Source organism: Bradyrhizobium sp., assembly GCF_052389815.1.
Classification (GTDB): Bacteria; Pseudomonadota; Alphaproteobacteria; order Rhizobiales; family Xanthobacteraceae; genus Bradyrhizobium.
This window is the reverse complement of the sequence record NZ_JBQTHN010000057.1, coordinates 1-12,089: the sequence shown is the minus strand read 5'-3', so window position 1 is coordinate 12,089 and position 12,089 is coordinate 1. Positions and strand designations below refer to the sequence as shown.

The 12,089-nt window shown below is 66.0% G+C and carries 12 protein-coding genes; 6 read left to right on the top strand and 6 right to left on the bottom strand.

Annotation, left to right across the window (positions count from 1 at the left end; genetic code table 11):
* Nucleotides 1-64: 64 nt before the first annotated feature.
* Together rsmD and ACT4OC_RS10100 are read right to left on the bottom strand one after the other, a co-directional pair.
* On the bottom strand, nucleotides 65-619 hold the full coding sequence (rsmD, locus tag ACT4OC_RS10105) for a 16S rRNA (guanine(966)-N(2))-methyltransferase RsmD (protein WP_444838838.1): 555 nt from the start codon (nucleotides 617-619) through the stop codon (nucleotides 65-67).
* A 4-nt stretch (nucleotides 620-623) separates the two neighbouring features.
* Entirely contained in the window at nucleotides 624-2,708 is a 2,085-nt protein-coding gene (locus ACT4OC_RS10100) for a pseudouridine synthase (protein WP_444838837.1), read from the bottom strand.
* A 118-nt stretch (nucleotides 2,709-2,826) separates the two neighbouring features.
* On the opposite strand from ACT4OC_RS10100, the gene ACT4OC_RS10095 reads away from it, so the two are divergent.
* A complete protein-coding gene (locus ACT4OC_RS10095) occupies nucleotides 2,827-3,285 on the top strand; it encodes a nucleoside deaminase (RefSeq protein WP_444838836.1) in 459 nt (152 codons plus the stop codon).
* On the opposite strand, the gene ACT4OC_RS10090 is transcribed toward ACT4OC_RS10095, so the two are convergent.
* Nucleotides 3,269-4,177: an alpha/beta fold hydrolase gene (locus tag ACT4OC_RS10090; RefSeq protein ID WP_444838835.1), complete on the bottom strand. Its 909-nt coding sequence runs from the start codon at nucleotides 4,175-4,177 to the stop codon at nucleotides 3,269-3,271. The two genes, ACT4OC_RS10095 and ACT4OC_RS10090, sit on opposite strands and share 17 nt — an antisense overlap.
* Nucleotides 4,178-4,292: 115 nt before the next feature.
* On the opposite strand from ACT4OC_RS10090, the gene ACT4OC_RS10085 reads away from it, so the two are divergent.
* The gene (locus tag ACT4OC_RS10085; RefSeq protein WP_444838834.1) at nucleotides 4,293-5,525 is read left to right on the top strand and encodes an acyl-CoA dehydrogenase family protein; all 1,233 of its coding nucleotides are present in this window, start codon (nucleotides 4,293-4,295) and stop codon (nucleotides 5,523-5,525) included.
* Nucleotides 5,526-5,746: 221 nt separating this feature from the next.
* On the opposite strand, the gene ACT4OC_RS10080 is transcribed toward ACT4OC_RS10085, so the two are convergent.
* On the bottom strand, nucleotides 5,747-5,947 hold the full coding sequence (locus tag ACT4OC_RS10080; RefSeq protein ID WP_444838833.1) for a hypothetical protein: 201 nt from the start codon (nucleotides 5,945-5,947) through the stop codon (nucleotides 5,747-5,749).
* A 118-nt stretch (nucleotides 5,948-6,065) separates the two neighbouring features.
* Here ACT4OC_RS10080 and ACT4OC_RS10075 point away from each other — a divergent pair, with 118 nt between their 5' ends.
* Complete coding sequence (locus ACT4OC_RS10075; protein ID WP_444838832.1) at nucleotides 6,066-6,428, top strand: VOC family protein; 363 nt, start codon at nucleotides 6,066-6,068, stop codon at nucleotides 6,426-6,428.
* A 130-nt stretch (nucleotides 6,429-6,558) separates the two neighbouring features.
* Nucleotides 6,559-6,852 carry a GYD domain-containing protein gene (locus ACT4OC_RS10070; RefSeq protein ID WP_444838831.1) on the top strand — a complete coding sequence of 98 codons (294 nt, stop codon included), beginning with the start codon at nucleotides 6,559-6,561 and terminating at the stop codon, nucleotides 6,850-6,852.
* Between the two features lie 114 nt (nucleotides 6,853-6,966).
* Here ACT4OC_RS10070 and purD read toward each other — a convergent pair whose 3' ends face one another.
* Complete coding sequence (gene purD / locus ACT4OC_RS10065; RefSeq protein ID WP_444838830.1) at nucleotides 6,967-8,244, bottom strand: phosphoribosylamine--glycine ligase; 1,278 nt, start codon at nucleotides 8,242-8,244, stop codon at nucleotides 6,967-6,969.
* Nucleotides 8,245-8,411: 167 nt separating this feature from the next.
* Here purD and xseA point away from each other — a divergent pair, with 167 nt between their 5' ends.
* Nucleotides 8,412-10,022, top strand: a complete 1,611-nt coding sequence (gene xseA / locus ACT4OC_RS10060; RefSeq protein WP_444838829.1) for an exodeoxyribonuclease VII large subunit — start codon at nucleotides 8,412-8,414, stop codon at nucleotides 10,020-10,022.
* Between the two features lie 98 nt (nucleotides 10,023-10,120).
* Here xseA and ACT4OC_RS10055 read toward each other — a convergent pair whose 3' ends face one another.
* On the bottom strand, nucleotides 10,121-10,948 hold the full coding sequence (locus ACT4OC_RS10055) for a dienelactone hydrolase family protein (protein ID WP_444838828.1): 828 nt from the start codon (nucleotides 10,946-10,948) through the stop codon (nucleotides 10,121-10,123).
* 196 nt (nucleotides 10,949-11,144) lie between these two features.
* Here ACT4OC_RS10055 and ACT4OC_RS10050 point away from each other — a divergent pair, with 196 nt between their 5' ends.
* Nucleotides 11,145-11,366: a DUF2093 domain-containing protein gene (locus ACT4OC_RS10050; RefSeq protein WP_444838827.1), complete on the top strand. Its 222-nt coding sequence runs from the start codon at nucleotides 11,145-11,147 to the stop codon at nucleotides 11,364-11,366.
* Nucleotides 11,367-12,089 lie beyond the last annotated feature (723 nt).

Genomic DNA, 12,089 nt, shown 5'->3' with positions numbered 1-12,089 from the left:
GTACTGGATCGCCCGGTACAGGCCGGGCGATAACAGTTGTGGTTGAGGAATGGCGCGGCCGACGTCACGCAACTCGCAAAAATACGAACTCCGTATCGTCGTACGCCCGCCGCTCCAGCTCCTCGAAGCCATCGGGCGTGACAAACGCCGCGGCCTTCGCCTCCTCCACCACCAGCAGCGCGCCCGGCGTCAGCCAGCCGCCGTCGCGGAGCGCGGCGAGCGCCTTCTCCGCCAACCCCTTGCCATAGGGCGGATCGAGGAACACCAGTGAGAACGGCTCGAGAGGATGCGCGGGGCCGGGATCGGCGGCATCGCGGCGATAGACCTTTGTCACGCCTCCGAGCCCGAGCGCTTCCACGTTATTGCGCAACAGCGCCCGCGCTTCCGCGCCATTATCGACGAACAATACGAACTTCGCACCGCGAGAGACTGCCTCGATCCCGAGCGCGCCGGTGCCGGCGAAGAGGTCGAGCACGCGCGCGCCCTCGATCGGATTGTCATAGGCGTGCATCAGGATGTTGAATACGGACTCGCGCAGGCGATCCGCGGTCGGGCGGATCTCGCGCGAGGAGGGCGACGCCAGATTGCGGCCCCTCAATCGTCCACCGACCACCCGCATCGGGCTACTCGTCCTGCGGCTTCAGATCGCGCTTGCCGTGATAGCCACGCTTGACGCGGCGCGGCGGGCCGTAGCCGGCGTTCTCTTCCTCGTTGCGGGCGCGCGCTTCCTCGCTGCCGGTGCGTTGCACCAGCACGCGGCGTCCCTTGCGGTCGGCGATCAGCGCGCTCTTGCCCTTGGGCTTGAACGGCTTCTTGCCGCGCGGCGCGTCGTCATCGTCATCGGTCTCGTTCTGCTCCGGCCGCGCGAAATCCGCGCCCGCAAGTTTTGCCACGCGCTCGCCGAGCTGCTCGCGCAGCACCCGCGTCTTGACTTCCTCGACCTGCCCCTCGGCGAGCTCGCCGAGCTGGAACGGTCCGTAGGACACCCGGATCAGCCGGTTCACCTCGAGGCCGAGATGCGCCATCACGTTACGCACTTCGCGGTTCTTGCCCTCGCGGATGGCGAACACGACCCAGACATTGGCGCCCTGGTCGCGCTCCAGCGTCGCATCGATGGGACCGTATTTGACGCCGTCCACCTCGATGCCCTTCTTCAGCTCGTCGAGCTGCGCCTGCGTCACCTCGCCATGGGCGCGGACGCGGTAGCGGCGCAGCCAGCCCGTATCGGGCAGCTCCAGCTTGCGCGCGAGCCCGCCGTCATTGGTGAGCAGCAAGAGGCCCTCGGTATTGAAGTCGAGCCGGCCGATCGAGATCAGCCGCGGCAGCCCTTCCGGCAGATTGTCGAACACCGTCGGCCGCCCTTCGGGGTCGTCGTGCGTCGTCATCAGCCCGCGCGGCTTGTGATAGAGGAACAGCCGCGTCCGCTCGCGCGGCGGCAACGGCTTGCCGTCCACCGCGACGACGTCATTGGCGGTCACGTCGAGCGCCGGCGAATTGATAACGCGGCCGTTCACAGTGACGCGGCCCTGCGTCACCATCTCCTCGGCATCGCGCCGCGAGGCGAGCCCCGCCCGTGCCAGCACCTTCGCAATGCGCTCGCCGGCCTTCTTCGGCTTCGGCTCCTCGCGGGGCGGGCGACGATCGAAGTCCGGCTTGCGTTCGCGGTAAGCGCCACGGCCGCCAAAGGCGGGCCGCTTGGCAAAAACCTTGCTGTCATCCTCATTGTCGCGGCGCGGCCGTTCTGCAAAACGGTCGGACGGGCGGCGCTCGCTGCGCGGATGCTCCTGCCAGTCGGTACGCCCTTCCGGACGATCGCGGCGCGGCCGGTCGAATCTGCGCTCGCCGCCCTCCTTGTCATCACGATCGCGGCGCGGGCGATCAAACTTCGGACGGTCTTCGCGATCGAACTTCGGCCGCTCGCGGAATGGCCGCTCGCCGCGAGGGCGATCGCCCTGTACGCGATCTTCACGTCCGCGCGAAAACCGCGGCCGCTCGTCGCCACCACGATCGTCGCGCGAGCGGTCGTATCGCGGCTTGTCGAACCTCGGTCGCGCGCCGCGCTCGCCATCCTCGCGTTTCTGCCACGGCTTGGATTCGCCGCGCGGCGGCCGATCGCCGAAATCCTCGCGCGGCCGGTCACTGAATTTGCGGTCGGAGAAACGTCCCTCGCTGCGCTCGCGCGGCGCACGATCTCCACGGTCGAACCGCGGACGGTCCCCGCGCTCGAACTTCGGGCGATCCCCACGCGGCTTGAAGTCCCGCTTCTCGCCGCTTTCACGGTCGAACCGCGGCGGGCGCGGTCGGTCGCCAGACTTGCGCTCCGAGAAACGCCCCTCCGTGCGGCCTTCATTGCGCTCGCCACGCGGAGCCCGGTCGCGGTCGAACTTCGGGCGGTCGCCGCGATCGAATTTAGGTCGGTCCCCCCGCGGCTTGAAATCGCGCTTCTCGCCGCGGGCGCGGTCATCCCGGTCGAAGCGCGCAGGGCGCGGCCGGTCGCCATAGTCGCGACGGGGTGCATCATCGTCGCGGCGGCGCGGCGGACGGTCCTCGCGGCCGCCCGCATAGGGGCGCTTGCCGCCTTCACTCTTGCCAAAGCCGCGCTTGGCGAATTTCTTCTCCGGGCCGCGGGCAGCGCCCGAGCGGCCTTTGCCGGGTGGCCGATCGCGCCGACCGCGGGAATCGTTGTTTTTGTCTTTGTCGCGGGGCATGAATGATCTCGTTCTGGGCTAAGTCAAAGGCATGCGCGCCCGCTTTCCGAGCCGCATTCTCACGCAAAACCGGTATCCACTTTTGCTGAAGGCGAAAGCTACTAGCAGGTTTCTTCCGATGATACGAGGCATTGCGACCCCTTCTTTCATGGATTTGGCGCTGAAAACGGCCGAAAACACCGGAAAGTCGGGCGAAGTTCCCATCGGCTGCGTGATCGTCCGGGGCTACGAGGTGATTGCCACGGCCGGCAACCGCACCTTGCGCGATCGCGACCCGACGGCCCATGCCGAAATCCTGGCCATCCGGGAGGCCGCCGAGAAGATCGGGACCGAGCGCCTCGTCGATTGCGATCTCTATGTCACGCTGGAGCCCTGCACCATGTGTGCAGCGGCGATCTCCTTTGCAAGAATCCGCCGGCTCTATTACGGCGCCGCCGACCCCAAGGGCGGCGCAGTCGAATCCGGCGTGCGGTTCTTTGCCTCGCCGACCTGCCACCACGCGCCGGAGGTCTACTCGGCTGTGGGGGAAACCGAGGCGGCGGCGCTGCTGAAGGATTTCTTCAAAGTCCGGCGCTGAAAAACTCCTTCAACAGTTTCGCCGTCACGTCCGGGTTCTCCTCGGTGAGGAAATGCCCGCTTTCGACGGGCGCACCCGTCACATTGGTCGCCCAATCCTTCCAGGTGTCGAGCGGCGTCGCGGCTGCCGTCGCCACGCCGGCATCACCCCACAGCGCCAGCATCGGGATGGTGATCTTGTTGCCGGCCACGTGGTCGGCCTTGTCGATCTCGTAGTCGGCATAGGCGCCGGCGCGATAATCCTCGCACATCGCATGCACGCGCAAGGGATCGCGGAAAGGCGCCAGATAATGCTCGAGCGCGCGCGGATCGATCTCGTCGAGCGTCTTCGATTTGGTCTGGCTCGCCATCTTGAACTTCAGGAAGAAGTCCGGGTTGCCCGCGATCAGCGTCTCCGGCAGAGGATGCGGTTGCGCCAGGAAGGTCCAGTGATAGATCTTCAGCGCATAGAGCCGGTTCATGCGCTCCCAGTAATTGTAGGTCGGCAGGATATCGAGCACGGCAAGCCTCAACAGCCGTCCGGGATGATCGAGCGCCACGCGATAGGCGACGCGCCCGCCGCGGTCGTGGCCGGCGAGCGCAAAATGCGCGTGGCCGAGTTGCTCCATCGCCTCGATCAGCACCTTCGCCATCGCGCGCTTGGTGTAGGGCGAGTGCGCATCGTCGCTCCTGGGCATGTCCGACCAGCCGTAGCCCGGGAGATCCGCGACGATCAGCGTGAACTTGTCGGCCAGTTGCGGCGCCACGCGGTGCCACATCACGTGCGTCTCGGAGAATCCGTGCAGCAGCAGCAGCGGCGGACCCTTGCCGCCGGTGCGGGCGAAGATGCGGCCTGCGGAGGTGTTGATCCATTCGGCGCCAAAGCCGGGGAAGAGATCGGCGAGATCGGGCATGCGTGTCTCCTGGAGCGGCGGCCTCCTGCTTCAAACTTTGTTCGGGTTGCCGCTGGCACGTCAGCGGTTTATGCCATCGGGCAACCATAACCAGCAAGAAGCTCAGGGAAACGCCATGGGAATCGATTTCGAAATTCCGGCTGAGGCCAAAGCGATCCGCGAGAAGGTGCGCCAATGGGTGCACGACGAATGCATCCCGGCCGAGAAGGAACTCGACAGCAAGCCGCTCGCCGAGGTGCTGGGCCGCTTGCGGAAAAAGGCCCGCGCGCAGGGCCTGTGGTGTCCGTGGGCGCCGAAGGAATATGGCGGCATGGGCCTCGGTCCGCTCGCCAATGCGCTGGTGCAGATGGAGCTCGGCGAAAGCATGCTCGGCGCGCTGTCCATGAACACGCAGGGCCCCGACGATGCCTCGATGATGACGATCCTCGCCCACGGCACGGAATACCAGAAGGAGAAGTTCCTCAAGCCCCTGCTGAACGGCGACAAGCGCATCTGCTTCTCCATGACCGAGAAAGCCGCCGGCGCGGATGCTACGGGCATGCAGACCACGGCGGTGAAGGACGGCAACGAGAACTACATCCTCAACGGCGAAAAATGGTTCTCCTCCTCCGCCAGCGTCGCCGACATGGCGCTGGTGATGGCCAAGACCGATCCGAACGCGCCACGCCACAAGCAATATTCCACCTTCCTCGTCGAGCTGCCGAACCCCGGCTACAAGATCAAGCGCAACGTCGCCAACATGGCGATCGAAGGCCCGCATGACGACATCCTGCATGGCGGCCACTCCGAGATCGAGATAAGGGATCTCAAGGTGCCCGCCGACAATCTGGTCGGCGGCGAAGGCAACGGCTTTGCCATGGGCCAGCACCGCCTTGCCTATGGCCGCTTGCGCCACGGCATGCACAACGTGGCGAAAGCCCAGCGCGCGCTCGACATGGCGGCCGCCCACGTCACCAAGCGTTCGACCTTCGGCCAGCTGCTCGCCGACCGCCAGGCGGTGCAGTTCATGCTCGCCGACTGCGCCAGCGAACTCTATATCGGCCGCCTCATGTTGCTCCATATCGCCTACAAGGCCGAGAAGGGGCTCGACATCAGGCAGGAGAACTCGATCGCGAAGATCTTCCATGCCCACATGGTGCACAAGGTGATCGACACCGCGATCCAGCTGCACGGCGCGCTCGGCTTCTCCCAGGATACGCCGCTCGCCAAATGGTACACCCAGGTACGCTCGCAGCGGCTGGTCGACGGGCCGGACGAGGTGCACAAGTGGAGGATCGGCAAGAACGTCATCAAGGCGTTCCGCGAGCACGGCACCACGGCGAGTGCGGCGGGTGGGGATTTGCTCTGACGCCAGCCGTCATTGCGAGCGAAGCGAAGCAATCCAGAGCAAGGACGGAAGCATGGATTGCTTCGTCGCCATGCTCCTCGCAATGATGGGAGAAGGCGTAGGGTGGGCAGAGGCGCGCTTGCGCCGTGCCCACCATCCATCCGCCACGTTGCTGCAAATGGTGGGCACGCTTTCGCTTGGCCCACCCCACAGCTCCGTCATTGCCGGACTCGAGACGCCCGTCAGCCGTGCGTATAATCGCCGTGCTTCAAGCCGAGCGCCTTGACCGCCGCTTCCGGAAGCCGGCCCCATGCCTCAACCTGCTCGTTTGGGGCCATCATCGCCGCAATAATTGCCGTGGCCTTCTCCGGATCCTGTTCGGCCACAAAATAGACCGAGCGGACGGGCGGTCCGCCTCCCAATGGATGGGTTGTCACCAGCACGACCTGACCGTCTGCCATACCGCAATATAGCACCGCCGCTACCCCGGCAGCTGTAGAATGTCTGTGATGGGTCTCCCACCTACTCCTTCAGGTCAATCTCATCGCCGGAGGTGCCATCATGATCGACGGGATCAGCGCAATCACACTCGCCACCCACGACATGCAACGCGCCGTCCGATTCTACCGCGCATTGGGGTTTGACATCTTGTACGGCGGCGAAACGTCTTCATTTACCAGCTTTCAGGCGGGGACGGGATATCTCAACCTGACGGCCCAGTCTGATCAAACGCGCTGGTCCTGGTGGGGACGCGTTATCTTCTACGTGGCCGACGTCAACGCATTCTACGACCGTGCACTGGCGGCCGGGTGTCAGCCCACGACTGTGCCCCGCGACGCTGAATGGGGAGAGCGCTACTTTCATCTCGTCGACCCCGATGGACACGAGCTCAGTTTCGCGCGGCCTTTGCCGTCTCTGGCATAGCCGCATGGCAGCATAAGTCAGGCCCGCTGACCTTTCCGATCAAGCCCGTAGCTGTGCTGGCGGCGCCGTGACAGGCTCGCGCGACTTCCTCGTGCCAGGTTGCACAGAGTCCTAACCCGGGAGGACGATCATGGTAGCTTATGTCGTGCTGGCGAGTTTCACGGATCAGGGAGTTCGCAACGCCAAAGACTCCCCGAAGCGGGCGGAAGCCTTCAAGGATCTGGCGAAGACGTTCGGGGTGACTGTCAGGGAGATCGTTTGGACACAGGGACGATATGACGTCGTCACCATCGTCGATGCGCCGGATGAGTCATCCTTCATGTCGCTCACGCTCAGCCTCGGCGCGCTCGGCAATGTTCGTACCGAATCGCTGCGGGCCTTCTCCGCGGCAGAGATGACGAAAATCGTCGACAACATGCTCTGACCGCCGCGTTCGCCCTGGTTCGTCATTGCGAGCGAAGCGAAGCAATCCATCCTTCCGCGGCGAGAATGGATTTCTTCGTCACTAACGCTCCTCGCAATGAAGGGAGACGCGGCGCTACGAATCCTCCCGCTTCACGGCCTGCCAGCCGATGTCGCGGCGGCAGAAGCCTTCGGGCCATTTGATGCGGTCGACGGCTTCGTAAGCGCGGCGCTGCGCTTCGGTCACATTCTTGCCGAGCGCGCAGACGTTGAGCACGCGGCCGCCATTGGCGACGAGGCGGCCGTCCTTCATCGCCGTGCCGGCATGGAATATCTCGACGCCCTCGACCTTGGCAGCCTCATCCAGCCCCTCGATCACCGAGCCCTTGCTGTAGTCACCGGGATAGCCTTTGGTCGCCATGATGACGGTGAGCGCGGCTTCGTCATACCAGCGCAGGCTGAAATTCTTCAGTTGCCCGTCGGCGGAGGCAAGCAGCGCCGGCACGATGTCGCTCATCATGCGCAGCATCAGCACCTGGCACTCCGGATCGCCGAACCGCGCATTGTATTCCACGAGCTTGGGGCCATCCCCGGTCACCATCACGCCGGCAAACAGCACGCCCTTGTACGGACAGCCCATCGCCTTCAGCGCGCGCAAGGTCGGCTTTACCATCTCTTCCATCACGCGCGTGCACATCGCCTCCGTCATGACCGGCGCCGGCGAATAAGCGCCCATGCCGCCGGTGTTCGGTCCCTCATCGCCGTCGAAGGCGCGCTTGTGATCCTGCGCGGTCGCGAGCGGCAACGCGTGCTCGCCGTCGCATAGCGCAAAGAACGAGGCCTCCTCGCCTTGCATGAATTCCTCGATCACGACTTCCGCGCCGGAGGCACCGAAGGCGCCGCCGAACATCATGTCGACCGCAGCCAGCGCCTCGTCTTCCGTCATCGCCACCACGACGCCCTTGCCGGCGGCCAGGCCATCGGCCTTGACCACGATCGGTGCGCCCTGCTTGCGGACATACGCCTTTGCCGCATCGGCATCGGTGAAATGCTCATAGGCCGCGGTCGGGATGTCGTTGGCGCGGCACAGCGCCTTGGTGAATTTCTTCGAGCTCTCCAGCCGGCCCGCCGCCCTGGTCGGCCCGAACGCCTTGAAGCCCGCGGCGTTGAGATCGTCGACGATTCCCGCCGCGATCGCCGCGTCCGGCCCCACCACCACGAAATCGACCGCATTGGTCTTGCAGAAGGCGACCACCGCCGGATGATCGGACACGTCGAGCGCCACGCATTCAGCGTCGTTGGCGATGCCGGCATTGCCCGGCGCGCACCAGAGCTTCGTCACCAGCGGGGACGCCGCAATCTTCCATGCCAAAGCGTGTTCGCGGCCGCCGGAGCCGATCAGGAGGATTTTCATTGGATGCGCCGCTTGGTGGGGAAATCGGACTGGCCCCGGTTCGCATGAGTCCGGCTCGGCCCGCAAGTAGTCCCCACAGAAGTGCTATCATACCGGTACGGGGGTTGGCGTACCACGCCGAATGCCCCTACCTTGCGAACAAAGCCCAAACACCCGAATCGCCAGAAATGCCCCCTGAACCGCTTGCCAACGCGCCCGAATACACCGTCTCGGAACTGTCCAACGCCCTGAAACGGACGGTGGAGGACGCCTATGGCCATGTCCGCGTGCGCGGCGAGATCTCCGGCTTTCGCGGCCCGCATTCCTCCGGGCACTGCTATTTCGCGCTGAAGGACGACAGCGCCAAGATCGAGGCCGTGATCTGGAAGTTCGCCCACGCCCGCATGCGCTTCAAGCCGCAGGAGGGGCTCGAGGTCATCGCCACCGGCAAGCTCACCACCTATCCCGGCTCCTCGAAGTACCAGATCGTGATCGAGTCGCTGGAGCCGGCCGGCGTCGGCGCGCTGATGGCGCTGCTCGAGGAACGCAAGAAGAAGCTCGCCGCCGAAGGCCTGTTCGACGCCAGGCGCAAGCAGGAACTGCCCTGGCTGCCCGAGACGATCGGCGTCGTCACCTCGCCGACCGGCGCGGTGATCCGCGACATCCTGCACCGCCTGCAGGACCGGTTCCCGCGCCGCGTGCTGGTCTGGCCCGTCAAGGTGCAGGGCGAAGGCTCGGCCGAGCAGGTCGCCGCCGCGATCCGCGGCTTCAACGCGCTGCCCGGGGGCGGGCGCATCCCCCGGCCCGATCTGCTCATCGTCGCCCGCGGCGGCGGCTCGCTGGAGGACCTGTGGTCGTTCAACGAGGAGATCGTCGTGCGCGCCACCGCCGACAGCATGATCCCGCTGATCTCCGCGGTCGGCCACGAGACCGACGTGACGTTGATCGACTTTGCCGCCGACAAGCGCGCGCCGACGCCGACCGCCGCCGCGGAAATGGCGGTGCCCGTGCGCAGCGAGTTGTTCGCCGAGGTCGAGAGCCTCGCCCGCCGCACAGTGATGTGCTGGCAGCGCGCCCAGGAAAACCGCCGCAATGAGCTGCGCGCCGCAGCCCGCGCCCTGCCTGCCGCCCACGAGCTGCTCGCCATCCCGCGCCAGCGGCTCGACGCCGCCGGCACGTCGCTGCCGCGCTGCCTGCGCGCCAGCACGCATGCGCATTTCCGCCGCTTCGCCGCCTCCAGCGCACGGCTGACGCTGCGGGTGCTGCGCGGCCAGGTCACCCATGCGCGATCCAGCCTCACCAGCTGCGGCGACCGCCTGACCCATTCGGCGCGCTCGCTGCTCCATCGCCGCCGCGAACGTTTTGCCAGCCTCGAACAGCGCCTCGCGGCCTCCAGGCTCGCCAACGCGCAGGCGCAGCGCACCGCGATCGCCCGCAGCCGCGAGCGCGTGCATCGCCTGTCCGACCGTGCGACGCGCGCGATCGACACGCTGCTGGAGCGGCTCGATGCGCACGTGACCCATCGCGGCCAATTGCTCACCGCGCTCTCCTATCGCGGCGTGCTCGCCCGCGGCTTTGCGCTGGTGCGCGACCGTGACGGTCATCCGGTGCACAGCGCGGCCGCGGTCGGCCCGCATGCGCGCTTGTCGGTCGAATTCGCCGACGGCAACGTCGGCGTCACCGCGGATGCCGATCGTCCTGCGGCCCCTGCCGTGCCGACGAGTCCTCCGAGATCGGCCGCACGCGAAGCGAGGCGACGACGCGCGGCCCAATCCGCCGATCAGGGCAACCTGTTTTAGGGCTCGTCGCTCCACCGTCATTGCGAGCGAAGCGAAGCAATCCAGCTTGCTTTCCCCAAAGCTGGATTGCTTCGTCGCTTCGCTCCTCGCAATGACGTCTACCGCGTCAGCCACTCCGCGACGCGCTTCTGCGCATCGGTGCGGGCCTGCGCGTCGGAGCCGATATGGCCGCGCTCCGGCGCGGCCGGATCGTTGCCATCGAGCGCGCGCAGCGGCAGGCCCGCGCGGTCGAAACCGTGCGCCGCCGACGGATAGACCACGATCCGGGTCAGCGCGCTGCGGCCGCGGGCGCCGTCCACCATCTGCCTGCATTGGGGCACCGAGGCAACGTCGTCGCTCGCGCCGACCAAGAGCAGCGTCGGCACCCGCGCGCTCCAGCCGGTGCGCGCGGAAATGCGGCAATCCGGATAGAAGGCGATCGCCGAGCGATAATCCGGCTCCTTGCCGCGCGTGGCGAGCTGCGGCCGCACCGCCCAGAGCAAGGCGCTCGCGCCATGCGCCCAGCCGATCAGGCTGATGCGGCCGCGCGCCGCCCAGGTCTGCGCCAGCAGCCATTTGTGCGCAGCCGTGATGTCGGCGACGCGCTCGCGCCGCGCCAGCACCTTGCGATCCGTCTCGCGGCATTGCGGACCGGCCTCGCGCGAGCCGAAGCTGTCGGGCCACAATACGGCGTAGCCCGCCTTCAACAGTTGCTCCGACCAGTCGCGGTACCGCGGCAGCACGGCCCCGCTTTGCCCGGAAAGCCCGCCGCAACCGTGCAGCGCGATCACGGCCGGAAACGGCCCGTTGCCGTCGGGCCGGTAGAGCTGCGCGTGCAGGGTGAGCTTGCCGGAGGGGATATCGACCTGCTGCGGCACAGGCGCGGCCTGCGCCGTGCAGGCGACCGCACATAGCGCCAGGATCAAAGCTGCTGACAAGGGGCGCATGATGCGATCCCGGGATGGGTATGGCGCACGACGACAGCAATCCATGGCAAAAGGCTAGCATGCAGGATTGCCCCGAAACCATCACAAATCGACGGGTTTGCGGGGGCGGACATCGCGACCTATTTATGATAGATCGCAACTCGAAAATGCATTGACCGGGCGCCTCGAACCGCCCGTGGAATCGGAGCACGCAATCTTGCTGAACAAGTTCGGCCCCTCGGGCAGCGGCGAAGCGCAGGTGCAGTATCTCGACGGCGACTTCCGCGTGATCTCGCCGGGAACCTATGTCCGCTGCGCCATCACCGACGTGCGCATCCCGCTCGACGAGCTGAAATACTGGAGTGTCGACCTGCAGGAGGCCTATTCGCAGCCGATCGCGGTGCTGCAACGGCACTATCCGGGGCAGGTGAAGACGTAAGGCGCGGCCGGCGCCGGCATGCTCTGCCGTCGTCCCGGCGACGGCCGGGACCCATAACCACGACTGCCCGTGTTACGCACGGCTGGAACTCCAACTCATTTCAACAATCGATGTCGGTGGTTATGGGTCCCGGCCTTCGCCGGGACGACACTGAGTTTGTTGATCCGGTTTTCAAGAAACCACAGCCGTCATTGCGAGGAGCGAAGCGACGAAGCAATCCACCTATCCCCGCGGAGATAGGTGGATTGCTTCGCTTCGCTCGCAATGACGGTGGAAAGGCATGCGTTCTCATTCTCACGGCGCGGAATCGCCTGAGTTTTGCATCTTCGTTTGCTCCCTCTTGGATAGAGGGCGCGGAGAAGGCCGGGCGCCGGCTGCGCCCGCAGCACCGTGTGCAACGGTAACAAGAAAACGCACACGGATTTGACAGGTACAGCCAGGACATCCCGACCTTCCCCGCGCAATGGTTTGGCGGCTTACTTCGAGCTCGCCCCGGGGAACGGCCTTTCTTGCCCCCGTTGCCGAGCCCGCACAGGCAGGCCGGATAGACGCCAGGGTCGCGGCGCCAGGACCACACGACTTCACCGTCCGCCGCTGCGTTTCGCCCGGTGACTTTATTTGAGCATGATCCTGATCGGAAAACCGGTCACCCACTTTTCCGGGATCATGCTGTCACCTGACGCAGCAAGCGGCCCATCGCAACCCGCACCACGTTTCGTGACG

What these genes read in the sequence shown, in the direction of transcription:
- rsmD (WP_444838838.1), bottom strand. Translation starts at nt 619, where the DNA reads ATGCGGGTGGTCGGTGGACGATTGAGGGGCCGCAATCTGGCGTCGCCC.
- ACT4OC_RS10100 (WP_444838837.1), bottom strand. Translation starts at nt 2,708, where the DNA reads ATGCCCCGCGACAAAGACAAAAACAACGATTCCCGCGGTCGGCGCGAT.
- ACT4OC_RS10095 (WP_444838836.1), top strand. Translation starts at nt 2,827, where the DNA reads ATGATACGAGGCATTGCGACCCCTTCTTTCATGGATTTGGCGCTGAAA.
- ACT4OC_RS10090 (WP_444838835.1), bottom strand. Translation starts at nt 4,177, where the DNA reads ATGCCCGATCTCGCCGATCTCTTCCCCGGCTTTGGCGCCGAATGGATC.
- ACT4OC_RS10085 (WP_444838834.1), top strand. Translation starts at nt 4,293, where the DNA reads ATGGGAATCGATTTCGAAATTCCGGCTGAGGCCAAAGCGATCCGCGAG.
- ACT4OC_RS10075 (WP_444838832.1), top strand. Translation starts at nt 6,066, where the DNA reads ATGATCGACGGGATCAGCGCAATCACACTCGCCACCCACGACATGCAA.
- ACT4OC_RS10070 (WP_444838831.1), top strand. Translation starts at nt 6,559, where the DNA reads ATGGTAGCTTATGTCGTGCTGGCGAGTTTCACGGATCAGGGAGTTCGC.
- purD (WP_444838830.1), bottom strand. Translation starts at nt 8,244, where the DNA reads ATGAAAATCCTCCTGATCGGCTCCGGCGGCCGCGAACACGCTTTGGCA.
- xseA (WP_444838829.1), top strand. Translation starts at nt 8,412, where the DNA reads ATGCCCCCTGAACCGCTTGCCAACGCGCCCGAATACACCGTCTCGGAA.
- ACT4OC_RS10055 (WP_444838828.1), bottom strand. Translation starts at nt 10,948, where the DNA reads ATGCGCCCCTTGTCAGCAGCTTTGATCCTGGCGCTATGTGCGGTCGCC.